Genomic DNA, 24,718 nt, shown 5'->3' on the forward strand with positions numbered 1-24,718 from the left:
GGCTGTCACGGAAACATCGCGTTCACCCGGGGGTGATTCACTGGGTGAGATCCGCCTGTTATCGTTCAGCGGGGAGAAAACGGATTCAGGCACCTGGGGGAAAGGCCTACACACTGTGACGTCTGACCTTAGAGTCGACGCGACATCGACGTCGCAGAACACCTTCGTCGGGGGCGATGATCTGGACCCGGCCCGCGATCTCGCGCGCTTGGCCAGCCCCGGCGTGACGCGGCATCCGCGCGACCGATGGCGTCTGCGCTACCGCCGCAACCTCTTCCTCACCGACCTGGCCGCCCTCGTCTGGGTCGTCTACGGCACGCAGTTGGTCTGGTTCGGCACCGGCAACGTCGCCGTCGCCGCCAGCCGCGACAGCCGCATCACCGACCTGTCGTACTGGATCTTCTCGGCCATCCTCATCATCGCGTGGATGTGGTCACTGTCGTTCGTCGATTCCCGGAGCGACCGCGTCATCGGCACCGGCTCCCAGGAGTACGTGCGGATCGTGGATTCGAGCTTCCGGCTGTTCGGCGCGGTCGCGATCGTCGCGTTCCTCACGCAGACCGACGTCGCACGCGGGTATCTGCTCATCTCGCTTCCCGCGGGCATCGCCGTCCTCGTCTTCACCCGCTGGTTGTGGCGGCAGTGGCTCATCGTTCAGCGTTCGCACGGCAAGTACTCGGCCAACGTCCTCCTCGTGGGCTCGCTCCCGTCCGTGACGCAACTCGCCCGCGAATTCGCCCGCACCCCGAGCGCCGGGTACCGGGTCGTCGGGGCCTGCGTCCCCAACGGCAAGATCGCCGACGTCATCCCGGGAACCGACATCCCCGTCATGGGCCACGTCGGCGACATCTCCCGGGCCCTGTCGGCGACGGGGGCCGACACCGTCGCCATCACGAGCGCCGACGAGCTGCCTGCCGACAAGGTGAAGCAGATCTCGTGGAGCCTGGAAGCCGGCCGCCAGCACCTCGTGCTCGCCCCCAGCATCATCGACATCGCCGGGCCCCGCCTGCACACCCGTCCGGTCGCCGGCCTCCCCCTCATCCACGTCGAGACCCCCCGGTTCTCGCGCGGCCAGGTCTTCCTCAAGCGCACCGTCGATCTCGTCGCGAGCATCACCGGCGTCGTGCTGCTCAGCCCGCTCCTGGCGTTCCTCGCGATCACCGTGCGGCTGTCCAGCAGTGGGCCCGTGTTCTTCCGGCAGACGCGCGTCGGCTTCCACGGCAACGAGTTCACGATGATCAAGTTCCGCTCGATGGTCGTGAATGCCGAAGAACTCCTCGAAGAACTCGCGGAGCAGCAGAGGGACTCCGGCAACGAGGTGTTGTTCAAGATGAAGAACGACCCGCGGGTGACGCCCATCGGCCGGATCATGCGCAAGTTCAGCCTGGATGAGCTGCCGCAGCTGTTCAACGTCATCGGCGGCTCGATGTCGCTGGTGGGCCCTCGCCCGCCGCTGCCGTCCGAGGTCGCGCAGTATGCCGACCACGTCCACCGTCGGTTCCTCGCCAAGCCCGGTATCACCGGGCTGTGGCAGGTCAGCGGCCGCTCGTCGCTGTCATGGGAGGAATCGGTCCGTCTCGACCTGTCGTACGTGGAGAACTGGACTCTGCTGGGCGACTTCGTCATCCTTGGCAGGACCGCCCGCGCCGCCCTGGCGCCGGGCGATACTGCCGCGTGAAATCCCCGCGCATGTCCGCGGGTCCGCGACAGGGTGTCTCCGTGTCGCGTCGACAGAAATCTGAAAGGGTCTGATCGTGCGTTTGTCTGTAGTGGGGTGCGGTTACCTGGGTGCCGTTCACGCGGCCGCGATGGCCTCCATCGGCCACGAGGTGGTCGGAATCGACGTCGACGAACGCAAGATCGCCGCCCTGAGCAAGGGCGATGCGCCGTTCTTCGAACCCGGTCTGCAGGAGATCCTCACCGAGGGCATCGCCTCCGGTCGCCTGTCGTTCACGACCGACATGTCGGCCGCCCAAGGCGCCAAGGTGCACTTCATCGGCGTCGGCACCCCGCAACAGGCCGGCGGGTACGCTGCCGACCTCACCTACGTCAACGCTGCGGTCGACGGTCTGCTTCCGTACCTGTCCGAGGGAGATCTGGTCGCCGGCAAGTCCACCGTTCCCGTGGGAACCGCCGCGACGCTGGCGCCCCGCGTCTCCGAGAGCGGTGCGACGCTGGTGTGGAACCCGGAGTTCCTCCGCGAGGGCTGGGCCGTCCAGGACACGATCGACCCTGACCGCCTGGTCGCCGGCGTCCCCTTCGCCGAGGGCGTCGCGACCGCCGAGGGCGAGCGCGCCGCGCAGATCCTGCGCGAGGTCTATCACCCCTCGATCGCCAAGGGCACGCCTTTCATCGTCACCGACTACGCCACCGCAGAACTCGTCAAGGTCTCGGCCAATGCGTTCCTGGCGACGAAGATCAGCTTCATCAACGCGATCGCAGAGATCGCCGAGGTCACCGGCGCGGACGTCACCACTCTCGCCGATGCGATCGGCCATGACGCCCGCATCGGCCGGCGCTTCCTCGGCGCGGGCATCGGGTTCGGCGGCGGATGCCTGCCGAAGGACATCCGCGCCTTCTCGGCTCGCGCCGAAGAGCTCGGGCGCGGCGAGTCCGTCGCGTTCCTCCGCGAGATCGACGCGATCAACCTGCGTCGCCGCGACCGCGCCGTCGAACTGACCAGCGAGGCGCTCGGCGGATCGGTGTTCCAGAAGAACGTCACCGTGCTCGGGGCGGCCTTCAAGCCCCACAGCGACGACATCCGGGACTCCCCCGCCCTCGACGTCGCCGTCCGCCTGCACGGACTCGGCGCGCACGTCACGCTCACCGACCCCGCGGCGATCGAGAACGCCCAGCGCGTTCACCCGCAGCTCACGTACGTTCACGACCGCGACGAGGCCCTGAGAGACGCGGATGCCGTCATCGTCGTGACCGAGTGGGACGAGTACCGCCACCAGCTCGACCCTGCGCACGCGGCCACGCTGACGCGCGGACACGTCGTCGTCGACGGACGCAACTGCCTCGATGCCGCTGCATGGCGTGCGGCCGGGTGGACCTATCACGGCATGGGTCGCCCCTGACGGCTGTCCTTCCCGACGATGCCCCGGCTCCGACCGGGGCATCGTCGTCGGGAAAGGCGATCGGCGGCCCCTGTGGACAATGTCCGCCACATCGCGTGCGCATGTGAGAATGCCCTATCGCTTCCGAAGGACCGCCATGCTCCCCACGCTTCTTCCCGTCCCCCTCCTCGTCTTCCCGAGGGGCGCGTTCCCGGTCGACACGTTCCCGGGCGACGACGACGGCACAACCGGTTTCGCTCCGCGCTGCACGAGGTGCCTGACGCTGATGGTCGAGAACGGCGATGCCCGCTTCCCGTCCTGGAGATGCGCGGAATGCGGACGACTCCGCGTCTCGTGATCCGACGGCTACGCTGACCCCGTGGTCGTCAGCCTCCTCATCTCCGTCTCCGCCGTGGTCTCGGCGGTGCTCGTGGGGTTCGTCGCCCGCCGCATCCTCGGCACGGCCGTGGGGTGGCCACGCAGCATCGTCGTCGGCCTCCTGGTCTTCTTCCTCGGCGTGCCCTTCGCCGATTGGGTCCTCCGCCAGACGGGGACGTCGCCGCAGCCGGCCAGCGACGTCGGGCTGTGGCTCGCGCTGGTCGCCCTCGCGATCGCGTGGGTGTTCGCTCTCGGAGTGGCGACGCTGGTGGCGATCGAGGCCATCTTCCCGACGCGGCCTCTCCCGAATCCCATCGATCTGGTGCGCGCCGCCCTCCGCCAACGCAAGCGCACGCGGCGGTACCTCGAGATCCTCGCGATCGCGTCACGCCACGGCGTCGGGTGGCTCTTCCACGGAGGCCATGCCCGCGTCGAGCAAGAGCTGAGCACGGCCGAAGAACGCGCGAACGCGATCGTCGCCACCATCAATGACGCCGGGGTCAGCTTCGTCAAGCTCGGTCAGGTTCTGTCCACCCGACGCGACCTCATTCCGGAACCGTATCTGAGCGCCCTCTCGACCCTGCAGACCAAGGCGACGACGCTGCCGTGGGAGACGGTCCGCGACGTCATCGAGAGCGACCTGGGCGTTCCGATCGACGAGGTCTACGCCGACGTCGACCGCGTGCCGTTGGCGGCTGCATCGGTGGCCCAGGTGCATCGGGCGCAACTGCTCGACGGCACCTCCGTGGTCATCAAGGTGCAGCGCCCGGCCGCCCGCGCGCAGGTCGAAGCGGATGCCGACATCATCGGCCGCCTGGCGCACCGCGCCGAAGCGCGCACGCGCGTCGGCAGAGACCTCCGCATCGAATCCGTCGCACGCGGCTTCACCGCCACTCTGCTCGAGGAGCTCGACTACCGGATCGAGGCACGCAACACCGAGATGATCCGCTCCACGCTCGAGCGCATCGATCGCGCCGAACCCGAGCGTCGAGGGCTCGTCTCGGTGCCGCGTGTCTTCCCCGAGGCCTCCGGCCTCCGCGTCCTCACGATGGAGTTGGTCGACGGTGCCGCGCTGACCGACTCGACGGACCGCCTCGCCTCCCTCGATCCCGCCGAGCGCGACCGACTCGCACAGGTGCTGATGTCCACGGTCATCGAACAGATCCTCGTCTACGGCGTCTTCCATGCGGACCTCCACCCCGGCAACGTCCTGCTGAAGAACGACGGCACACTCGGCCTCATCGACTTCGGTGCCGTGGGGATCATCGAGCGGAGTCGTCGAGAGCACATGACAGCCCTGCTCCTGGCCGCGCTGAGCGAGAACGACGTGGCCGCCACCGATGCGCTCCTGCTCATCGTCGACGCCCCCGACGATGTCGATCTCGAGGCGTTCCGCCATGACGTCGGCATCGTCCTCACGACCGAGCATCTGCGCACCGGCGGCCAGGGGTCCATCTTCACCCGCATGGTCGACGTGATCCGTCAGCACCGCATCGCGCTCCCCGGCGAGCTGGCGTCAGCCTTCCGCAGCTTCGCCACGCTGGAGGGATGCCTCCGGGTGATCGTCGACGACTTCGACATGGTGGGTCGCGCGCTGCCGCTCATGCCGACGCTTCTCCGGCGCACCGTCTCGATGAAGCGGCTCGCCACCGATCTGCAGGCCAGCGCGGTCATCTCACTGGCCCGTATCCAACGCATTCCGCGGCGCCTCGAGGCGCTCCTGACGGGGATCGAGAAAGGCTCGATCGGAGTCACTCTGCGCTCCGAAGACGGCACGGACGCGGGTGGGGTGCTGAGCCGGATCGCCGCAGAAGCGGCGTCGACGCTCGTGTCGATCGCGGCCGTGGTGATCGCGGTCGTCCTGATCATCTCGGGCGGAGGCCCCGTGCTCGGCGGGTCCGTCACGCTCTTCGCGGTCCTCGGCGCGGTGATCGGTCTTTTCGGCTTCCTCGGTCTCCTGCGCATCGTCCGACGGACATTCGGTCGGCGGGGCTGAAGAAACGCCGATCTTTCACCGCGCACGTGCGCCGCGCGGACCGCGCGCACCGCTACTGTGAGCAGCAGTAACCTCGTCGTTGCACCACCCGGACTCCGAAGGAGAAGTCCCATGGTCGTCGCTATCACCGTCACACTGATCGCCGTCGTCACCTGGATCGTTGCGGCCCTTGCGGCCGGTATCGGTCTCGGTCGCATCATGGCACGCTCCGAGAGCGAAGATGGTCGCGTTCCCTCCCTCGTGAGCGGCAACGCGAAGAACACGGTCGCGAGTCTCTGAGCTCACCCGGCGCCACGCATCCGGGCGCCGGTGTTCGCGGTCTCCTCAGAGACCGAGGTCGCGAGCCGATCGAATGGAGGTGGCCTTCGTCGGCCGGGCTCCCCCACACGGCGACCGTCGATTCGAGGCCGGGGAACGAAACTCCTCGGCCCGACCGAGCCGTCACCGCGCGCGAGAGAGCGCTCAGTCTTCGTCGCGCGGGTGCGGGTGATTCGGAGCGGCACGCCACCGCACGCCGTCTGCGTCGTGGAGGGCGGCGGCCAGATCCGGATCATCTCTCAGGAGTCGTCCCAGCGTGCGCGCCGCGCCCAGGTCGATGGAGACGCCGTGACCACCCCCGAACTCGAGAGACACCCAGGACTCCTCGTCGTCGTCGCGGCGCAGGATGCCGACCTCGACGTCGGTCAGTATGCCGGGCCCGCCGACCAGACCGTCACGCACCCGCGCGACGAATCCGGCCCCCACGCTCCGGTGCGTCTCGTCGTCGGGATGCACCGTCTTCCCGTGGTCGGTCGTGCACCACGGGAACGGACACGGTGCCGTCTGCGACGGGAGTTCCCCGGGAAATGGATTCATGCCTGACACCTCTCTCGCGGGGCCGTCGGACGACGACGACCCGATCATCGGTGGGCACGACCAGAGCTAACCACGACCCTCCGACATCGAGATCAGCGCCCGGGTGCCACACCTTCCGGGCGCGCCGGAATCAGTTCTTCCAGTGGCATGCCGAGGACTTCGGCGAGCACGACGAGCGTCTTCAGCCGGGGGTTCGCGGGCGTGCCCGGGTTGGACTCGCCCTTCTCGAGCTTCCGATACGTGAAAGTTGCGAGACCGGCGGCATGAGCGACGTGTTCTTGCGACAGTCCCCTTTCCGCACGAGCGCGGAGGAGCCGCCTGCCCAGTTCTTTCGCGAACTCGTTCCACGGGTCGGGCGCATCAGTCATGCTCCCAGCTTGATCCGGGAGCAACGCGCACATGAACATGTTTACATGTGGATAGCTCAGGCCGGAATCGCACGCGGCCGTCGCACGGCAAGGGTGAATAGATCCGCGAGCCGGGTGAGTGAAGAGAGGAGGAAAGCTGCGGGACCCCGCAGACACCGTTGCTGACGCCGTCGTCGATCTCCCGTTCGTTCGCATCGTGGCGCCGTCATCGTCATGCACGGCGCCCTGACCAGTCTCGGTGGCCTCGGCACCGCGGACACAAACACCTGGCCCACCACCGGACGACGGTGTCCGTGTCGGATCACCACCTGCTCGCCGCGGGATGACGGCGGGATCGCCCTGTGCCGGAGCCGTCGGTGCCGTGGCATCCGTCGTTGCTTCACCTGCCAGGTCACCAGGCTCACCATCGACGGTCCTCCCGAGCGCGAGCTCTCGAGCCCGCCGACGTCGACCGGCCGGAGCGCCGCCGCGCGGACGAATGACCCGCTGGCGACGGGCCGACGAGAGACCGAGCAGGGGATGCACGAGCAGAGGGTCCGGTCTGGTCGGGGCGCACGTTCCGCCCCTCGAGGAGGTCATGCGGGGCACCCGCCGGTTCGGAGGGTGTGATCCCGAGAGGGTGATGAGGGGATGACGGCGAGGATGAAAGACCCCCTCGCGAGCCCGAGTTCGGCCCGAATGCGCTCAATGATCGGCACTGCGCGCCCCATCATGCGAAACACCGATTCGTCCCGCCCTCTCCCGAGGCACGGGGCGACGGCACTGAGTTGGAGATACCGATGCTGATCGACCTGGATACCTCACCCTCCCTCGCGCGAGCCTCTCGCCGACCGAGCCGCTTCTGGACACCTCGCTGCGACACCGTCACGAAACTCCGCGACGCCGTCAGGAGCGACGTGGTGCTGCTGCGCGGACCCGCGGGAGTCGGTAAGTCGGCGCTGCTTCGCCAGTTCGCCACGACCCTCACCGACGATCCCGATACGGGAGTGCAACTCATCGACGCGCATCACACCTCGCCCGATCACCTCGAGCGGGTGGTGGCCGCCTTCCGCGAAGGTCCGTCGCAACACGTCCTGCTCGTCGATGATCTCGCCGACGAGTCCGGGATCACCTCGGAACAGATCCTCGATCTCCTTCGCACCGACGCCGACCTGCGCGTGGTCGTCGCGACCCGTCACGTCACACGCCTGGAGAGCCCCCTGGTCGCGCTCGAGTTCGACGTCCATGTCCTGCCCCCGCAGGATCTGCTGATGTCACGCAACGAGCTCGCGCTCGTCCTGGACCTGAACGGCGTCGAGGCCACGGATGCCGCTCTCGACGTCCTGATGAAGCGGACCCACGGATGGCCGGCTCTGGCCCAGCTCGTGAGCTCCCGTCTCCGCCTCGAGGGGCTCCCCCTCCGCACGCCCGACGAGGCCGAGGCGATCGCCGAGTACGCGAGTCGTTCCCTCACCGAGGACATGGAGAAGCACCTGACGATGCGGGTGAGCGATGAGGTGCGCCTCTTGTCCGTCGCCCCCTTCGTGACCGTCGATCTCGCGGACGCCATCGGGGTCGATCCGACCGCGGGTTCCACGCAGCATCTTCTGGGTGAGTTGCAGGATGCGGGTTTCGTCTGGCCGAGTTCGACTCGGCTCGTCCTCGCCGAGCCGGTGCGCGCGCAGTGGCTGCGGGAGATCGAGGCACGGGAGCCCGAGGTGGTGGAGCGCGCCCGGGTTCGCCTGCTCGAGCACCTCGTGTCCTCGGGAGAGCCTCTGCGCGCGGCACAGCTCGCCGCCGACGCCGGGAAGTGGATGACACTTGCATCGGTGTTGCGCTCGTCGGGCGCCGAGATCTGGGGCCGGGATGCCGACGTCTTCCGCTCGTTGATCGCGACTCTGCGCTCGCACGCGAGCTCCGAACCCCTCGCGGTCGACACCCTCCTGGCGCTCGATCCGGACACCGCGTCGTCCTCGGAGACCCCCGTCGCCGTCGTCAGCGCACTCGGCAAACTCCCGGAGGCCAAAGCCTCGGCGAACGGGAACCTCGAAGGTCTCACGATGCGGGTGAGCCTGCTGCGCGCCGCGGGACGCTTCGCCCTGGCGACCGAGTCCGCGTCACTGCTGATCGATGCTCTTCGCCGCCGCCATGACCTCACCCCCGATGTGACGGTCGAGGGGTGGTACCAGGTCGGGATGACCCACTTCGCGATGGGCAAGCTTCGCGACGCGTCTCTGGCGATCAGTCACGTCGAGCGAATGGCTCCACCGGCCCAACGGGTTCGTGCACGGGGAGTGCTCGCCGTGATCGCGCTGCTCGAGGGTGACGTGCGCGCCGCCGATTCGATCATCGACAGCACCAGGGGCGATGCCTGGCTCGACTCCCCGTGGGGAGAGACGGCCCGCCTGGCGGCCGCGTGGTCAGTGCTCGAGCGCGGCGACGCGGTCCACGCCCGCAGTCTGCTGGACGCGATACCGGCGACCGCATCGGCGCGAGAGTTGTGGCCGTATGCCGCGTCCGCGCAGGCGCTCGCCTTCCTCCTGTCCGGGGTGGCTCCAGATGCGCTCGGCATGTTGCGCTCGTGGAGCGCGCGGGCACGCAGCACCCCTCCTTCGCACTTCCAGTCCACGCAGATGTACACGGCACGAGCGAAGGTCCTGATCGCCCTGCGTCAGGCGCGCAAGGCGCTGGCCCTGTTCGAGGAGCCGTTCGGCCTCTCGTCGGCGACCGCGCCGGCCATCGCTCTCTCCCAGTTGTACGCGGGTCGCGCCCACGAGGCCTACGTGATGAGTGTGAAGTGGGGCATCCACCACGAGACGTCCCCGCGGGCCTCCCTCGAGAGCATGGTGGTGAGCATCGTGGCGGATATCCGACTGAACGGCTCCACGGCTCAACGCAGCACCGCGCAGCGCGCCGAAGCGATCAGCAGTCGGTATGACCTCTGGAGCCCCTGGAGCGCGGTGGCGCCGGAGGATCGCGCCATGGTCTTGCGCGCGTTGTCGAGCGGGGCGCGCGAGAAGATCGCGGCCCGGCACTCGTTCTTCGCGTCTTCCGTCAGCGTCCCGCACCTCACCAAGCGCGAACAGGTCGTCCTGACGCACTTGACGCCCGCCTCCACGATCGCGGACATCGCGCGCACTCTGGTCGTGTCACCGAACACGGTCAAGACGCAACTGCAGAGCCTCTACCGCAAGCTCGAGGTCTCCGACAGGGCGAGCGCCATCCGCGCGGCGCACGCCTGGGGTCTCATCGAGAACGACCACGAGCAGTGAGACGTCGCGTCGCGTCGGCTCGTCACCGACGACCGGCGCGACGCGCGGCGCGACGGCGCCCTCGCCCCACGACGATGCGGGCGACGAGGAGGAGGACGAGCACGACGATGACGCCGGGGATCGTGAAAGGAACACCGGCACCGCGCAGGACGGCGAGCACGACGACCACCGCGAGGATCGGCGCGATCCAGACCACGATCCGCCACAGCTGACGTCGATTCACACCCCCACGCTAACGGCTACGCGATACGCAGAGTCAATCTTCAGGATGACGTCGTCACGGCGAAGTCGTACCCGACGCCGATGATCGCGGATCCGCCTCTCCCTAGCGTGAAGTCATGACCACTTCCTCCACAGACGCCGGCTTCGCGGCCCGCGTCGAGAACCTCACGAAAACCTACGGTGACGGCGCGAACGTCGTCCGTGCCCTCGACGGCGTCTCCCTCACCGTCGGTCGCGGCGAGTTCGTCGCGATCATGGGTCCGTCCGGCTCGGGCAAGTCGACTCTCATGCACGTCATGGCCGGACTCGACGCTCCGACCAGCGGGCGAGCATGGCTGGGCGGCCAGGAGATCACCGGCCTCTCCGACGCCGATCTGACGGTCCTGCGTCGACGCCGCGTCGGATTCGTCTTCCAGTCCTTCAACCTCGTGCCCACGCTGACTGCCGCGGAGAACATCCGTCTGCCCTTCGACCTCGACGCGCGGCGTCCGACAGCGGCGGAGGAGGCGCGAATCGCGCACCTCGTCGACTCGCTCGGACTCACCGCGCGCCTGACCCACCGTCCCGACGAACTCAGCGGCGGACAGCAGCAGCGCGTCGCGATCGCGCGCGCACTCGGCACCGCCCCCGATCTCGTCTTCGCGGACGAGCCGACCGGGAATCTTGACTCGCGGTCGGGCCGGGAAGTCCTTGCGCTGCTGCGCACGGCGGCGCGCGAGTTCGGTCAGTCGATCGCCATGGTGACCCACGACGCCGTCGCAGCGAGTCGCGCGGACCGCGTCGTGTTCGTCGCCGACGGTCGTGTCGTCGCCGACAAGCCCGCCCAGAGCGCGGAGGAGATCTCGGCGTTCATGCTGCGCACAGAGGGAGCGGTCGCGTGAGCGCGTCGGTGGCCGCGCGCACCGGACGCACGGCGTCCCCGGCGACCGGCACATCTCGTTCGTCGACGTGGGCGTGGCTGCGCGAACCCGGCATGGGCGCCACCATCCTCGTCGGAGCGATCTCGACGGCATTCGGGGTGATCCTGCTCTCCGTCACGGAGTACCTGGCCGCGAACATTCGCGCCCAGCCGATCCTGGGCGACCGCGAAGACGTGCAGATCACCTTGGCGATCGCCACCTCGCTCCTCGTCGGCCTGTCGATCTACGTCGGCGCCATCGTCACGACGAACACCTTCGCGACCGTCGTGGCCGGCCGGACGCGTCGGATCGCCCTGCTCCGGCTCCTGGGGTCCTCCGCCCGGCGAGAGCGCGGCGTGCTCGCTCGACAGGGACTCATCCTCGGAACCCTCGGTGCCGTCATCGGCAGCACCGTCGGCCTGGTCGCCTCGATCGTCGGCCTCAACCTCGCGTCCGACCTGTGGCACCTGAACGTCGAGTGGTCCGTGCTGCGCCCCGATCTGGTCGCGCCCGCGATCGCCGTCATCCTGGTCACCTGGGCCGCGGCGTGGGTCGGGTCCCGCCGCGTCGGCGTCGTCACTCCCCTCCAGGCGTTGTCCAACGCGGTCGAACCCGCGCGCGACCGCGTCGTCGCCCGTCGAGGTCGGCACGTCGTCGCGACCGTCCTGGTCCTCGTCGGTGCGGGTCTGCTCACCCTCGGTGTCATCGCGGGCGGGGTGTCGCAGGGAGCGGTTCTGATCGCGTTCGCCGGCGGTGCACTGTCGTTCACCGGCGTCATCCTCGGCTCCGCCCTGTTCTTGCCGCCCGTGCTGCGCGCGGCGGGCGTGCTCTTCGGCCGCGGCGTCGTCGCCCGCATGGCGGCCTCCAACGCGCTCCGCCATTCGGAGCGCTCATCGCGCACGGCCATCGGTGTCGTCATGGGCGTCACCCTCGTGACGATGTTCGCCGTCGCCGCCGAGACATCGGTGCAATTCGTCCACGTCGTCCTGGGGGACGAGATCCCGGAATTCATGCGTGTGGCCGTCGATATCTTCACCGGGTTGATGATCGGCCTCGTCGGCGTGTCGGCGGTCATCGCCGCCGTCGGTGTCATCAACCTCCTCGTCCTCGGCATCCTGCAGCGCCAGCGCGAACTGGGCCTCCTCCGCGCGCTCGGGCTGTCGGTCCGTCAGGTGCGCACGATGGTCGTCTTCGAGGCCGCACACGTCGTGGTGACGTCGGTGGTGATCGGCTTCGCCCTGGGGACGCTCTACGGGTGGGCGGGCGCGCAATCGCTCCTGGGATGGATGCCGGCGGTCGCCGGCGTCGCCGATGGTCCGGTGTATGTCGCGCCCGCGATCCCCGTGACCGCCGTGGTGATCATCACCCTGGCGACCGCGGCGCTCACGATCGCCGCCTCCGTTGTCCCGGCCCGGACGGCGACACGCCTCAGCCCGGTGCGTTCACTGGCCGCGCAGGGCTGACCCGACGACGACGCGAGCGCGCCCCCTCGATGAGGTGGCGCGCTCGTCGGCCGCCACCTGGAGACCGAAAACGCCGAACCACGCGATCGCGAGGGTTGCCGCGGTGAACTCGAGATTTCCGCCGAGCACGGTGTCACCGCGGAAGACCGAGATCATGGCGCCCGTGAAGGACGTCGCCCCGACGGCGACCAGCGTGCCGATGCTCGCCGCGCGCATCCATGGGCGTCGGCGCAACGCGGCGACCTGCCCCATGGCCACGATCGCCAGAACGAATCCCAGGACGGCCGACGAGATGTGGATGAGGTCTTGCGGGAGGGCCCCCGGAGTGAAGGGGACGGGACAGCCGGGCGAGCACGTCACGACGGACGCGAGCGCGAAACACAGCCCACACGCGACCAGTGTGGTCGCGACGGGCCACCCGACACGGTAGGTGCGGGCATGACCGACGACAGCTCGATCGACGAGCACCGTGGCGACCGCGAGAAGCAGCAGCGCCAGGTTGAAGACGGGGGCGGTCGACATGCCTGTCGCGCCCAGTTGGCTGACGTAGTGCACCGACGGTTCCCACGAGCGGCTGACCCAGATCAAGCCCGCGCTCGCGAAGGCGGCGATGGAGCCGGTGGTCGCGAGGACGACGGCCGGGCTTCGTCGCCTGGTCGCGATCGGCTCGACCGCCCGTTCGGTGGTCTGGCTCATGTGGTCTCCGCGCGTCGTCAGGGGCCTGGCCACACTACCGCGCAGCCCCGGCCCGCCTCTGCCGCGACCATGATGAGGTGCCGCCGAACGAGGGGTGATTTCGACCCCCACCGGGAGGACGGACCCGGACAGGTATCGGATCCTGGTCATCTGGGCAGGGCCTGGGATCGTATGCGTGCCGGGGGGCCGTATCGCGATCCGGGCCCTGCCCGCCTCGACCGGCGGCCCTCGATCGGCGCGTGCCCCGGGCATCGACTCGACGACGAGGTCACGAACCGCCATCGGTCACGGGGCGATTCTCAGGGTGAGGAAACCGCAGTTCGCGAACGGAGCGCATTCCGACGTGCGATTCTCGACGGGAGCGATCGCCGAGTGGTTCTCCCCCAAGCACCCTCTCCCATGGCGATCGCTCCCATGGATGCGCGGTCTCGGCGCCACGGCACCCGTCTGTCGAGACCGCGCATCCCCTTGGAACCTCCCGCGAGCACCCGACAGCGCCGTGCGTGTGCGGTTGAATCGAAGGGCGTCCGATCAGACGCGACACCGCGAGGAGGACTACCCGTGACCGACGACCGCGAGACCGCCCCCGACCACCGCGCCGACTCTCGACCCGAGGACGCCGGTGATGCCGCGACAGATGCCCTCCTCGACGAGTTGCTCTCCGATTCCTCGGACGCCGAGGGGACGACGGTCTTCCCCGTCGGATTCCGCGGCTACGACCGCGACGCCGTCGATGAGGCGGTCCGCCAGCTGGCCGAGCGCGTGCGCAAGGCCACCGAGGATACCCAGGATGCCAAGCGTCGCGCCGAGGCGATGTTCGCCGAGCAGCGCGCCGAGCACGATGCCGAGCTCGCCGAGTCGGCGCGACGCTATGCCGAGGAGGTGGGCACCCTTCAGGAGCAGCTTCGCGCCGCGTCGGCGCGCGCCGCCGATGCGGAGTCGCAGGTCCACGCGCTGTCCGACGATTTCGCGAGCCGTGACGACGAAGACCCGCAACGGGGGCGCGAGCACTTCGACGCCATCCTCCGCGTCGCCGAGGAACAGGCGGGCGTCCTCGTCCAGAACGCCGTCGCCCAAGCCGAGCGGCTTTTGGCGAGCGCCCACGACGAGGCCGCCGCGATCCGCGAAGAAGCCGTCAACGATCAGAACAGGCTCCGCGCCGAGGCCCAGCACGATGCCGATCAGGTGCGACTGCGCATCGAGACCGAGTCGACGGCCCACTCTGCGCGGCTCGAGCGCGAGGGAGCACACGCTGCAGAGAAGGTCGCACAGGCCGAGCGCGAGGCCGTCGCGATCCGCACCGAGGCGGAGAAGGGCGCTGCAGCTCTGCGGTCGATGGTCTCGCGAGAGACCGGCGAACTCCGCGCCAAGGCGGAGCGTGACGTTCGTGAGATGACCGCGCGGGTTCTGGAGTTCGAAGAATCGCTGACCCGCCGACAGGACGAAGCACAGCAGGAGTTCCTCGTCCTGCACAACCAAGCCGTCGCCCATGCGGAACGCATCACGGGCGACGCGAGCGACCAGGTGGCCGCGGCCCTCGAACACGCGCGCCGCATCTCGGCCCGTGCCGATGACTACGAGCGTCTCGCGCGCGCCCAGGCGCAGCAGGCCGAGGCGGACGCGCACGTCCGCGCCAGGGAGATCCTCGACGGATCCCGCGACCGTGCACAGCGCATCGCCGACAAGATCACCGAGCACGCGGCATCCGTTCTCCGCGATGCGGAAGACCGCACGCGCGACCTCCGCTGGCAGCAGCAACAGCTCGGCAGCTTCATGGCGGAGATGAACGAGCTCCTGCGCGCCACGCCGCGCGGCGGCTCGACGGGCGAGTATCTCGGCGATGAGGACACCGACGACGCGGGCGGCGAAGAAGGCGAGTCCCTCAGCGAGAGCGACACCTCGCGGAGGGACTGAGCGTCGGAGGCGAGGTCCGGTCGCCTCGCCGAGGACGAAGGCGCCGAGGCACCGGGACGACCTCTGGGCGACGCGACACCGAAACCACGCAGGAAAGCTGTCGACGCCACCCTAGGCTGAGGTCACGACGAGAAAGGAGCCGCCATGAAGACCGGACGTTCGATTCCGCTCGGAGCGGCTCTCAGCGCTGTCGCCGCCCTCGTGTTCGCGGCCCCGACGCTGTTCCTCCCGGCCGATGTCCACGTCTCGGTGAAGCTCGTGTTCATCGTCGCCGGTTCGATCCTGTTCGCGGTCGGCGTCCTGCGTGTGCGCGCCGAAGGCGCTGCACCCCCAGCTTCGGAACCGAGCGAGAGCAACCCGCTTACGCGGGGCTGATGGCGTCGAGCTCCGCCGCGGTGATGACGGAGATGGGCTCGGTGGGTACGTCCCACTCCGCGGTGGGATTCACGCGGCGCGCACCAGGGAACGCTGCGCGGAGGAGCGCGCCGGAGCCTTCGTCGGGGCGGCCGCGGTTTTGGCATCCGTCGAGATGTCCAGGCTGAGCCCGCGGGACGAGTTCGCATCGTTGGCGAGACGCTTGAGGAGGTCTTGGTCGAGAGACTCGGGAACCTCGGAGTCGAAGACGAACCGCAGAGGAATGGCCGGCTGCAACCAGATGGTCGAACGACCACCGGGCTCGTCGGCACGGTGCGTCCAGGACAGGGTGAAGCTCTCGCCCCGGCGAAGCTTGGTCGCGGCGACCACTTTCACGTGGGCCAGCATGCGGTCGTCGACCACGATCGGCTCGGGAGTGGTGCCGTAGAAGAGCTTCGCCATGATGTTTCCCTTTCCTCGTTGCTTGCTTAGGAACTTACTAGGTAGACTAGCGAATAGGCAAGCGAGATATCAGTTTCATTTCGAGGGGATCCGATGACCGACATCAACACGGGAGCCCCGTCGTACTGGTACAGCGACAGCACCGACGACAAGCGCGGCGCCCGCGTCATGGAGGCGCTCCGCGCGTACCGGGCCGCCGAGATGTCCATGCGGCGGCGCACGCAGGCCTCCATGTCGATGGGCGAGAACGAGCTCCTCGTCCTCCGGTTCCTGACCCGGCGAGCGCGCCGTCGCCACGATGTCACTCCGATCGAGCTCTCGCGTTACCTCGGGGTCTCGACGGCTTCGATGACGGCTCTGCTCGATCGACTGGAGAAGACGGGCCATCTCGAACGTCGGCCACACCCGCGCGATCGTCGCAAGGTGCTCGTGGTCGTCACCGCGCACGCCGAAGACGACATGCGGCACCTCCTGGGCGCGATGCACGCCCAGATGATGAGCGCGACGCGCGGCATGACCGAGGCCGAGACCGTCGCGGTCACCGCCTTCCTCGAGCGCATGCGTGGAGCGGTCGACGGGGTGACCGGCGATCTTCCTCCCGCCTCCGGCTCCGACACCCCGGGCCTCGCGGCATGAGCGGCACGGTCGGAGCGCACCTCGCGCTGCACGTGGACAGCGAAGCCGACGCGATCCTTTCGATCGCTGTCGCACAGGGATGGGCGCGCACCGAGGAGTTGTCGGTGAGCATCGATGGCCGCGGCATCCCGGTCGAAGAGATCGCCGACGCCCACGGGGGTCGCTTGCACCGGGCGACACTGCCTGTCGGAGACGTCGTCGTGTCATACCGAGCCGAGGTCGAGCGCCCCGGGGACCCCGCGGCGTCCACCGTCGCCGACACGCTGAGATACCTGCGTCCGAGTCGGTTCATCCCCTCGGACGAACTCGCCGCGACCGCACTGTCGTGGTTCGGAGGAGCCGAGCCCCGCGACAGCGTGCGCGCGATCCCCGAGTGGGTGTCCACCCACCTGTCGTACACGCCGGGGTCGAGCGGGCCGACCGACACGGCCATCCACACTCTCCTTCTCCGACAGGGGGTCTGTCGTGACTACGCTCACCTGACGGCCGGGCTCCTCCGCGCCGTCGGTGTGCCCGCACGACTCACGTCCGTGTACGCGCCGGGCCTGAGCCCGATGGATTTCCACGCGGTCGTCGAGGCGTTCGTCGACGGGCGGTGGGAGGTCGTGGATGCCACGCGACTGGCCCCGCGCGCCGAGTACGTCCGCATCGCGACGGGCCGGGATGCCGCGGACACCGCGTTCCTGACCACGCTGTCGGGCGCGGTCTCGCTCGAGGACATCGAGGTGACGGCCGTCGCCGGGAACGATCTCTCCCCCGACGATCCGTCGGCGAGCGTCCTCCTGCCCTGACTCCCCCGCGCGGTGGAGTCGTTCGGGCTCGGATCTCGTTACCGTCGAGGGATGGATGCCGTGGCCCTACCTGTCCGACGCCGTCGTGCGCCCCTCTCCGCGGTGCTGGCGCTCGTTTTTCTCTTCGTGGCCGTTGCGGGCGCGAGCCCCGCGCGAGCCGATGTGGATGATTTCACCTTCGACGCCTTCCATGCCGACATGCTCTTGTCACGCTCCGCCGATGGGCACGCGGCACTGCAGGTGACCGAGACGATCGTCGCGCGCTTTCCGGACGAGGATCAGAACAAGGGGATCGTCCGCGCCATCCCCGATGACTACGACGGTGTCCCCCTGCGCACCCAGGTCGTCTCGGTGACGGACGGCAACGGGGCCGCGATCCCCTACGAGATCGAGACGAGCAGAGGTGAGGTGCGCGTTCTCACCGGGGACGACACCTTCGTTCGAGGCGTGCAGACCTACGTCATCTCCTACACGCAGCGTGACACGATCCGCTCTTTCGCCGACACCGACGCCGACGAGTTCTACCGTGACATCAACGGCACGGACAGTCGTCAACCCTTCGCCGAGGTGACCGCCGAGCTCCGTGTGGACGGCTCGCTGTCGCAGGCCGCGCTCGACGGGGCCGCCGCCTGCTACACCGGCCCCGAGGGCTCACGGACCCCGTGCGAGATCACGCGTGCGGGCGACCCCGGCGAAGAGGTGGCCTGGTCCGCCTCGACGACGGGGCTCGGTCCGCGAGAGAACATGACCATCGCGGTCGGATTCGCGCGCGGCACGTTCGTTCCGGGCGCGGTGGTCCGCTCCCCCCTCGAGCAGTTCTCGGTCGACGCGGCCCCGGCCCTCGCCGCTCTCTCGATCGGCGCGGTCGTGCTGGGCCTGGTCGGCGCCGCAACCGCGCTCGTCGCGCGTCGGCGGGGAAAGGACGCACCGGGCCGCGGCGTGATCGTCCCCGAGTACGGTCCCCCCGACGACGTCGATGTGCTCGAGGGAGCCGAACTCGTCCACAGGCAGAGGGCAGCTGTTCCCGCCGCCGTCCTCGACACCGCGATCGCCGGACACCTCCGCATCCTCGACGATCCCGCGGGTGCGAAGACGTTGACGCTCGAACTGGTGCGCCCCGAAGGGGCGACACCGCTGCACGCCGGCGTCCTGGCCGCGATCTTCGGTGTCGGAGGGCGCCCCGGAGCCCGCGTGACCCTGGGCCCCGACCGTCAGGACGTCGCCACCGCGCTTCAGGCTCTTCCCCCGAAGGCCGCGAAGGAACTGCGGCGCCGCGGCTGGACAGAACCGCCTCGCCGCAGAAGCTCCGTCATGGCCGCTGTGGTGGCGGTCAGCGCCTTCGTCCTTTCGATCGTCGCGCTCATCCTCGCCTCGGCCGGCACGGCTCCCGCCTGGTGGCAGGTCGCCGCGATTCCCGCGACCGTGGTGACCGGCATCCTGAGCTTCGCCCTGCTTCGCTACCGCGACCGGGTGGTGGATGCCGGAACTTCCGCACGTGACCATCTCCTGGGACTGCGTGACTATCTCGCGCTCGCGGAGGCCGACCGCCTGCGCATCCTGCAGAGCCCCGAAGGGGCGGAACGCCGGCCGGTGGACGTGGGCGACCCGACGCAGGTGCTCCACCTCTATGAACGCCTGCTCCCGTGGGCTGTGGTCTGGGGTGTGGAACGTGAGTGGGCCGAAGCCCTCGACACCCGCGTTCGCGAGACCGGAGGCGATCTGCACTGGTACGCCGGGACGAACGGCTTCTCCACCGCCGCGTTCGCGACGACCTTCAGCTCGTTGCGGACCGCGAGCAGTCCGGTGACGACGAGCGGCTCGGGGAGCTTTTCGGGCGGATCGTTTGGGGGCGGCTTCTCGGGGGGCGGCATGGGCGGCGGAAGCGTCGGAGGGCGATGACGACGCGACGCCGGCGGGAGAACACCGACCTCACTCCGCCAGGCGGACGACCTCGGCGATGACCCGCGGGTCGGCGAGGACGCGGAAGTGCCCACCGGTCGCGAGGCGCACGTTCCGGGCCCCGGCCAGGTCACTGCCCTCGGGGATGTGCGGATCGAAGTCGCCGTACACCGAGACGATGCGCGTGTTCACCTCGGCGGCGGCGGCGAGCGCCCGCATCGTCGCATCCCCTGAACGGAAGGCGCGAAGCGACGGGGTGGGCATGAGCCGGCTGTAGCGGGAGCCCCCGAACGGCGTCGCCACCGCAACCATCGCACGGACGCGGGACCCGGCGGGGTCGAAGGCCATGAGGTGCTTGCCGATCAGACCGCCCTTGCTGTGCGCGACCACGACCACGTCACGCAGGTCGCGGGCGACCATGATCCTCCCGACGCGCTCCGCCGACGCCGCGATGGGTCGTCGATTACCGCCGAGTTCGTCGACAACGTGGACCGGGTGCCCGCGGTCGTGCAGGGCCCGTGCCAGGGGCTCGAGAAACCGCCACGTCTCGTAGATACCCGGCAGCAGCAGAATCGGCACCCCCGACCCCTCGGCGAGGTCGTCAGCGGCCCCGCGCCCGATCACGGCACGTGCTTGAGCGGTGACCGCGTAGGCGTAGTCCCTCGCCCACCACAGGCCGTTGCGAAACAGGGCGGCGGCCCGCGGGGCGATGCTCGGCATGCGCCCATCCTGCGTCATCGACCCCGGTGGGGCATGCGGGTTGCCATTCGCCGCCCACGAGGTGCGCCGCACCCGCATGCGCGCGAAGATGCGGAGCGCACGTAAAGTCGCGGGATGGACATCTCCGATATTCGCCCGTGCACCGATGCCCTCGCGAGGGAAGAGATCGCCGCCGAAGACGCCGCATGACCGCCTTCACCGACGGGCGGCAGTTCGCCCTCACGTGGGGTATCCCTCGGGACTTCGGCGGGCTCACGGCCGCGATGCTCCAGCGCTCCCGCCTGTTCGACCTCCGGGGCGGCCGCGCCGTCCACGTGCTGACCTGCGACGACCGCGAAGACGTCGCCGTCGTCGCAGACGAACTCGAGCGGCGCCGTGCCCTGTCCGAGCGCGTCGAGGTGACGAACCTCTGGGAGTGGCTGCGCGAGCACGACCTGGCCGGCCGCGCCGTGCGCGCGGCCGACGGATTCGCTCCTCTTCCGGCGACCGCCGTCGAAGAGCGTTCGGGCGGCGTGACGCGTCGTCGTGTCCGCACGGACACCACCGGGGCCGTCCAGCAGATCGACCACCTGCGCGCGGACGGCACGCTGGCCGCGAGCGATCGTCGCGACGTCCCCCGCGCCTCGGGGAAGACGCGACGCGTCGTCGTCACCTGCGACCGGGAGGGCACGCCGACAGCCGCGTGGCACGGTGTCCGTGAGCTGTACCGCGCGTGGCTCGACCGCCTCACCGACGGCGAACCGTCGTTCCTTCTCGTCGACAGCAAGGCGATGGCGCGCTTCGCCGCCGACTACCGCCGCCCCCACGTCGTGGTCGTCCACGTGGTCCACGGCTCGCACCTCACCGACGACGGCAGCGCGATCCGCGCATCGCGCGCCGAGGTGTTCCGTCGCCTCGGCGCGTTCGACGCGGTGGTGTTCTGCACCCGCCGGCAAGCGAGCGACGCGCGACGGCAGGCGGGCCCTCTCCCCCTCCTCCTCGCTGTCCCGCATCCGGTCCGCGTCGCAGACGACGTCGACATCACGTCGCCGCGCCGGGGCACGGTCGTCCTCGCTCGCCTGGCGGCCATCAAGCGCGTCGAAGACGCCGTCGACGCTCTACGCACCGCACGGCGCGCACGAAGCGAGCTGACGCTCGACGTCTACGGCGACGGCCCCGAGCGATCCGCCCTCGAGCACCGCGCCGATTCCGATCCGTCGATCCGCTTCCACGGATTCGATCCGGCAGCGACCGAAGCGCTGCGCACGGCGTCCACCCTCTTGATGACGAGTCGCTCCGAGGCGTTCTCCTTGGTCGTGGCCGAGGCGATGGCATCCGGCTGTCTTCCCATCGCCTACGACGTGCCTTACGGCCCGCGCGAACTCATCGCCCACGGACGGACCGGCTGGCTCGTTCCCCCCGGCGACACACGCGCTCTTTCCGAGACCATCGCACGCGCGGATGCCATGGACGACGAATCGCTCGCCCGGATGCGCGCCGCGGCCGTCGCCCGCGCCCGCCGCTACGGGGAAGAAGAGGTGCTGGCGATGTGGGATAGCACGCTCCGCCGCGCCGCCCGACGGCAGCGCGCCCGTCGCGCCACGTGGCGATTCCGTGAGGTCCTGCGGCGCCGTCTTGGAGTTCGCTGAATCCCGCCCGGATCGAGCCCGGGGAGCGTAGCCTTTTTCTCACCCAGCCCCGGCAGTGCCGGCGCGGATGGCGCCTTTTCACCGGCGCGCGACGACCCTCGTCCGTCGAGCCTCTCCCCCACCTGGCTCCGGACGGGGGCCGCCGCCTTTGCCTCAGCTGTCTTCGCCGTAGGCGCGAATGCTGCGCAGGTCGTCCTTCAGATCTTCCCGAGGAAGATCGTCGTCGTCGTCCACGGCGGCGTCCGCCGATCGCTGCTCCCGCGCACCCGCGTTCTTCTCGGCGGGCGCGGCGTCGGTCGCTCCGTCCATGACAGGCGCGTCCTGGGTCTCTTCACGGTCGGTCATCGTCGTCCTCCTCGGTAACGGTCGGTCACCGGCATCCTGACGCCGCCGCGTACGCGACAGCCGGGGCTTGCGTCGAGCAGCCGGGGATGCTCAGACACCGTGATGCGTGGGGTGGCGACGCTCCAGCGCGGATCCCTCGACGTCGACGTTGGGGATGATCCGGTCGAGCCAGCGCGGGAGCCACCACGCAGAGCCCCCGAGCACGTGCATGATCGCGGGCACGAGGAGCATCCGCACGAGGAACGCGTCGAGAAGGACGCCGAGGGCGAGACCGAGGCCGAAGGACTTGATGATCACCGCTTCGGACGTGATGAACCCGGAGAACACGGCGATCATGATGATCGCCGCCGCCGTCACGACCGTGCGCCCCGCCCGGAATCCCTGCGCGACGGCCAGCCGTGGGGGTGCTCCGTGCGCCCACGCCTCGCGCATGCCGGTCGTCAAGAACAGTTGGTAGTCCATCGCGAGACCGAAGAGGATGCCGACCAGGATGACCGGCAGGAAGCTGAGGATCGGGCCCGGGTTGTGCACCCCGAACAGCGCCCCGAGCCATCCCCACTGGAACACGGCCGTCACGGCTCCGAAGGTCGCGAACAACGACAGCACGAACCCGCCCGTGGCGATGAGCGGAACCAGGAGCGAGCGGAACACCATCACCATGATGACGAAGGACAACCCGACGACCACGAGCAGGTAGATCGGGAGCACGTCGGCGAGCCCCTCGGAGATGTCGATGTTGATGGCGGCCGCCCCCGCGACCCCGAGGTCGATGTCACCGTCGACCGGCGGCAGCGTGCGCAGATCGCGCACGAGCTGCTCGGTCGACACCGCGTTCGGTCCTTCCCGCGGGATCACCTGGAAGGCGGCGAGCGTCCGATCGTCCGACACGGCGACGGGCGCGACGGCGGCGACGTCGTCCTGGGCGAAGAGCTCACGGGCGACATCGAGCTGCAGGCCCTGCACGTCGGCCTCGGCCGTCCCCGCGGGCAGGGCTGCGGTGACCAGGAGCGGCGCGTTCGCCCCGGCACCGAAGGCCTGCTCGGTCCAGGCGAAGGCTCGGTATCCGGTGGAGTCCTCCGCCTCGGAACCCCCGTCGGGGAGTCCGAGACGCATCGACAGGGCGGGCACGGCGATCACCAGGAGCGCCGCGATCGCGACCACCATCGTCACGACGGCGCGCATCGTCGACATGGGTCGCACGGCGCGACCCGACGTGGCGACGGGACCCGTCTGCGCACGGACGACGCGGCGAGGGTGTTCCTCCGCGTCGACGGGCGCGGTGCGGGCGACACGGCGCGGATGCTCCGCGGCATCCGCCGCGATCTCGGCGCGCGCACGTGCTCTGCGGCTGAGGACCCGCATGCCCGCCAACCCCAGCAGCGCGGGGGTGAGCGACACAGCGATGAGCACGGCCACGAGCACGCTCACGGCACCGGCGGTCCCCATCAGGCCCAGGAACGGGATGCCGGTGATGTTGAGCGCGAGGAGGGCGACGATCACCGTGGTACCGGCGAACACGACGGCGTTGCCCGCGGTGCCGTTCGCGAGCCCGATCGACTCCACGACGTCGGCGCCCTGCATCAGCTGACGGCGATGGCGATACAGGATGAACAGCGCGTAGTCGATCCCCACCGCGAGACCCAGCATCACGCCGAGGAACGGAGTGACGGATGCCATCTGGATGACGCCGGAGAACGACAGAGTGGCCATGGCACCGATCGCGACGCCGATGATCGCGGTCACGATCGGGAACGATGCGGCGAGCAACGATCCGAGGACGACCACGAGGACGATCCCGGCGACGGCGACGCCGACGACCTCACCAACGCCGAAGATCTCGGGCACGCCCTGCGAGATCTCGGTGTTGAAGGCCACGTCCACACCCGGCACCGACTCGGAGAAGTGCTCGACGACGGCCTCTTTCGAGGACTCCGCGAGTTCGAGGCGGGGCTTGTCGAAGGACACGTTGACGATCGCGGTGGAACCGTCGTCGGAGACGAGGCGGATGGCATCCGCGAAGGAGAGGAGCTCAGCGCCATCGTCGAGTTGGGTCTGCTGCGCGTCGATCTGCGCGAGACCGTCGGTCACCTGCGTCTGCTGCTGGTCGAGGGCAGAGCGTTGCTGGTCGAGCTGGGCCTGTTGGGCGTCGAGCGCCTCGAGCTGGGCCTGTTTCTGCGACTCCGGCAGGGGCGCCGCCTCGATCTGCGCGCGCCCGGCATCCAGCTGCTGCTGTCCCGCATCGAGCTGCACTTCGCCCGCGGTGAGCTGCTGCTGTCCCGACTCGGCCTGGGCGCGAGCGTCGGCGAGCTGCTGACGACCGTCGACGACCTGCTGACGCTGAGCGTCGAGCTGCTGCTGCGTGGCGAAAGGGTCGGTGACGCGCGCGACGTCGGGGAGGTCGCCCGCCGAACCGACGAGGGAGCTGATCTCGCTCTTCTGATCGTCGGTGAGCGCCGACCCGTCGGTCGTACGGAACAGGACGCCCCCAGAGGCCCCGCTGAAATCGGGCAGCTCCTCCTGCAGCTTCGCCACGACGTTCCCGGATGCCGTGCCGGGGATGTCGAAGCTCGAACTCAGCCCCTTGAACCCGACGAGAAAGCCCGCGACCACCACACCCAGGATCACGGCCCACGCCACGATCACCGTCCACGCGCGGCGCGCCGCGAACGTTCCGAGACGATGCAGCAGTTCAGCCATGCGGGTTCCTCTCATGCGGCGCCCGCGCGGGAGCACCGTCGGCTCCGACCAGTCCGCGCAAAGATAACACGGACCGTCTCGTCTT

Annotated in this window: 21 protein-coding genes; 13 read left to right on the forward strand and 8 right to left on the reverse strand. The window is 69.4% G+C overall.

Features of this window, described 5'->3' with window-relative positions; all coding sequences use genetic code 11:
* The first annotated feature begins 115 nt into the window (after nt 1–115).
* The 4 genes from PIR02_02100 to PIR02_02115 all read left to right on the forward strand — a co-directional run bounded on the left by PIR02_02100 (nt 116) and on the right by PIR02_02115 (nt 5,712).
* On the forward strand, nt 116–1,678 hold the full coding sequence (locus PIR02_02100) for a sugar transferase (GenBank protein WZH37464.1): 1,563 nt from the start codon (nt 116–118) through the stop codon (nt 1,676–1,678).
* A 76-nt stretch (nt 1,679–1,754) separates the two neighbouring features.
* Nucleotides 1,755–3,080 (forward strand): UDP-glucose/GDP-mannose dehydrogenase family protein, encoded by a 1,326-nt coding sequence (locus PIR02_02105; protein ID WZH37465.1) that lies wholly within the window; start codon nt 1,755–1,757, stop codon nt 3,078–3,080.
* 358 nt (nt 3,081–3,438) lie between these two features.
* On the forward strand, nt 3,439–5,433 hold the full coding sequence (locus tag PIR02_02110) for an AarF/UbiB family protein (GenBank protein ID WZH37466.1): 1,995 nt from the start codon (nt 3,439–3,441) through the stop codon (nt 5,431–5,433).
* A gap of 111 nt (nt 5,434–5,544) precedes the next feature.
* Nucleotides 5,545–5,712, forward strand: coding sequence for a hypothetical protein (locus PIR02_02115; protein ID WZH37467.1), 168 nt, complete (start codon nt 5,545–5,547; stop codon nt 5,710–5,712).
* Between the two features lie 183 nt (nt 5,713–5,895).
* Here the strand turns inward: PIR02_02115 and PIR02_02120 are convergent, their stop codons facing one another.
* Complete coding sequence (locus PIR02_02120; protein WZH37468.1) at nt 5,896–6,288, reverse strand: hypothetical protein; 393 nt, start codon at nt 6,286–6,288, stop codon at nt 5,896–5,898.
* Nucleotides 6,289–6,380: 92 nt separating this feature from the next.
* Nucleotides 6,381–6,656, reverse strand: a complete 276-nt coding sequence (locus tag PIR02_02125; protein ID WZH37469.1) for a helix-turn-helix transcriptional regulator — start codon at nt 6,654–6,656, stop codon at nt 6,381–6,383.
* 896 nt (nt 6,657–7,552) lie between these two features.
* On the opposite strand from PIR02_02125, the gene PIR02_02130 reads away from it, so the two are divergent.
* Nucleotides 7,553–9,907: a LuxR C-terminal-related transcriptional regulator gene (locus PIR02_02130; protein ID WZH37470.1), complete on the forward strand. Its 2,355-nt coding sequence runs from the start codon at nt 7,553–7,555 to the stop codon at nt 9,905–9,907.
* A gap of 22 nt (nt 9,908–9,929) precedes the next feature.
* Here the strand turns inward: PIR02_02130 and PIR02_02135 are convergent, their stop codons facing one another.
* On the reverse strand, nt 9,930–10,130 hold the full coding sequence (locus PIR02_02135) for a hypothetical protein (protein ID WZH37471.1): 201 nt from the start codon (nt 10,128–10,130) through the stop codon (nt 9,930–9,932).
* A gap of 115 nt (nt 10,131–10,245) precedes the next feature.
* On the opposite strand from PIR02_02135, the gene PIR02_02140 reads away from it, so the two are divergent.
* Complete coding sequence (locus tag PIR02_02140; protein WZH37472.1) at nt 10,246–11,010, forward strand: ABC transporter ATP-binding protein; 765 nt, start codon at nt 10,246–10,248, stop codon at nt 11,008–11,010.
* Entirely contained in the window at nt 11,007–12,491 is a 1,485-nt protein-coding gene (locus tag PIR02_02145) for an FtsX-like permease family protein (protein ID WZH37473.1), read from the forward strand. Before PIR02_02140 ends, PIR02_02145 begins: the two co-directional genes overlap by 4 nt.
* Here the strand turns inward: PIR02_02145 and PIR02_02150 are convergent.
* Entirely contained in the window at nt 12,471–13,187 is a 717-nt protein-coding gene (locus PIR02_02150) for a DUF998 domain-containing protein (protein WZH37474.1), read from the reverse strand. The genes PIR02_02145 and PIR02_02150 overlap by 21 nt on opposite strands.
* A 561-nt stretch (nt 13,188–13,748) precedes the next feature.
* Between PIR02_02150 and PIR02_02155 the strand changes: the two genes are divergently transcribed.
* Entirely contained in the window at nt 13,749–15,101 is a 1,353-nt protein-coding gene (locus tag PIR02_02155; GenBank protein ID WZH37475.1) for a cell division initiation protein, read from the forward strand.
* 144 nt (nt 15,102–15,245) lie between these two features.
* The gene (locus PIR02_02160; protein WZH37476.1) at nt 15,246–15,476 is read left to right on the forward strand and encodes a hypothetical protein; all 231 of its coding nucleotides are present in this window, start codon (nt 15,246–15,248) and stop codon (nt 15,474–15,476) included.
* 69 nt (nt 15,477–15,545) lie between these two features.
* Here the strand turns inward: PIR02_02160 and PIR02_02165 are convergent, their stop codons facing one another.
* Entirely contained in the window at nt 15,546–15,917 is a 372-nt protein-coding gene (locus PIR02_02165) for a hypothetical protein (GenBank protein WZH37477.1), read from the reverse strand.
* Nucleotides 15,918–16,010: 93 nt separating this feature from the next.
* On the opposite strand from PIR02_02165, the gene PIR02_02170 reads away from it, so the two are divergent.
* From PIR02_02170 to PIR02_02180, 3 genes are read left to right on the forward strand one after another with little or no spacing between them, the layout of a single operon-like run.
* A complete protein-coding gene (locus tag PIR02_02170; protein ID WZH37478.1) occupies nt 16,011–16,553 on the forward strand; it encodes a MarR family transcriptional regulator in 543 nt (180 codons plus the stop codon).
* Entirely contained in the window at nt 16,550–17,344 is a 795-nt protein-coding gene (locus PIR02_02175; GenBank protein ID WZH37479.1) for a transglutaminase family protein, read from the forward strand. Before PIR02_02170 ends, PIR02_02175 begins: the two co-directional genes overlap by 4 nt.
* A 51-nt stretch (nt 17,345–17,395) precedes the next feature.
* On the forward strand, nt 17,396–19,243 hold the full coding sequence (locus tag PIR02_02180; protein WZH37480.1) for a DUF2207 domain-containing protein: 1,848 nt from the start codon (nt 17,396–17,398) through the stop codon (nt 19,241–19,243).
* A 30-nt stretch (nt 19,244–19,273) separates the two neighbouring features.
* Here PIR02_02180 and PIR02_02185 read toward each other — a convergent pair whose 3' ends face one another.
* Nucleotides 19,274–19,963 carry an alpha/beta hydrolase gene (locus PIR02_02185; protein ID WZH37481.1) on the reverse strand — a complete coding sequence of 230 codons (690 nt, stop codon included), beginning with the start codon at nt 19,961–19,963 and terminating at the stop codon, nt 19,274–19,276.
* A gap of 185 nt (nt 19,964–20,148) precedes the next feature.
* Between PIR02_02185 and PIR02_02190 the strand changes: the two genes are divergently transcribed.
* Nucleotides 20,149–21,591, forward strand: a complete 1,443-nt coding sequence (locus tag PIR02_02190; protein ID WZH37482.1) for a glycosyltransferase — start codon at nt 20,149–20,151, stop codon at nt 21,589–21,591.
* 153 nt (nt 21,592–21,744) lie between these two features.
* On the opposite strand, the gene PIR02_02195 is transcribed toward PIR02_02190, so the two are convergent.
* Both PIR02_02195 and PIR02_02200 read right to left on the reverse strand, forming a co-directional pair.
* Nucleotides 21,745–21,936, reverse strand: a complete 192-nt coding sequence (locus PIR02_02195; GenBank protein WZH37483.1) for a hypothetical protein — start codon at nt 21,934–21,936, stop codon at nt 21,745–21,747.
* A gap of 90 nt (nt 21,937–22,026) precedes the next feature.
* Entirely contained in the window at nt 22,027–24,633 is a 2,607-nt protein-coding gene (locus PIR02_02200) for an MMPL family transporter (GenBank protein WZH37484.1), read from the reverse strand.
* Nucleotides 24,634–24,718: the final 85 nt, after the last annotated feature.

Origin of the sequence: Microbacterium enclense (genome assembly GCA_038182865.1) — a bacterium.
Lineage (GTDB): Bacteria > Actinomycetota > Actinomycetes > Actinomycetales > Microbacteriaceae > Microbacterium > Microbacterium enclense_B.

What these genes read in the sequence shown, in the direction of transcription:
- PIR02_02175 (WZH37479.1), top strand. Translation starts at nt 16,550, where the DNA reads ATGAGCGGCACGGTCGGAGCGCACCTCGCGCTGCACGTGGACAGCGAA.
- PIR02_02115 (WZH37467.1), top strand. Translation starts at nt 5,545, where the DNA reads ATGGTCGTCGCTATCACCGTCACACTGATCGCCGTCGTCACCTGGATC.
- PIR02_02195 (WZH37483.1), bottom strand. Translation starts at nt 21,936, where the DNA reads ATGACCGACCGTGAAGAGACCCAGGACGCGCCTGTCATGGACGGAGCG.
- PIR02_02180 (WZH37480.1), top strand. Translation starts at nt 17,396, where the DNA reads ATGGATGCCGTGGCCCTACCTGTCCGACGCCGTCGTGCGCCCCTCTCC.
- PIR02_02160 (WZH37476.1), top strand. Translation starts at nt 15,246, where the DNA reads ATGAAGACCGGACGTTCGATTCCGCTCGGAGCGGCTCTCAGCGCTGTC.
- PIR02_02150 (WZH37474.1), bottom strand. Translation starts at nt 13,187, where the DNA reads ATGAGCCAGACCACCGAACGGGCGGTCGAGCCGATCGCGACCAGGCGA.
- PIR02_02170 (WZH37478.1), top strand. Translation starts at nt 16,011, where the DNA reads ATGACCGACATCAACACGGGAGCCCCGTCGTACTGGTACAGCGACAGC.
- PIR02_02185 (WZH37481.1), bottom strand. Translation starts at nt 19,963, where the DNA reads ATGCCGAGCATCGCCCCGCGGGCCGCCGCCCTGTTTCGCAACGGCCTG.
- PIR02_02190 (WZH37482.1), top strand. Translation starts at nt 20,149, where the DNA reads ATGACCGCCTTCACCGACGGGCGGCAGTTCGCCCTCACGTGGGGTATC.
- PIR02_02125 (WZH37469.1), bottom strand. Translation starts at nt 6,656, where the DNA reads ATGACTGATGCGCCCGACCCGTGGAACGAGTTCGCGAAAGAACTGGGC.
- PIR02_02200 (WZH37484.1), bottom strand. Translation starts at nt 24,633, where the DNA reads ATGGCTGAACTGCTGCATCGTCTCGGAACGTTCGCGGCGCGCCGCGCG.
- PIR02_02165 (WZH37477.1), bottom strand. Translation starts at nt 15,917, where the DNA reads ATGGCGAAGCTCTTCTACGGCACCACTCCCGAGCCGATCGTGGTCGAC.
- PIR02_02140 (WZH37472.1), top strand. Translation starts at nt 10,246, where the DNA reads ATGACCACTTCCTCCACAGACGCCGGCTTCGCGGCCCGCGTCGAGAAC.
- PIR02_02120 (WZH37468.1), bottom strand. Translation starts at nt 6,288, where the DNA reads ATGAATCCATTTCCCGGGGAACTCCCGTCGCAGACGGCACCGTGTCCG.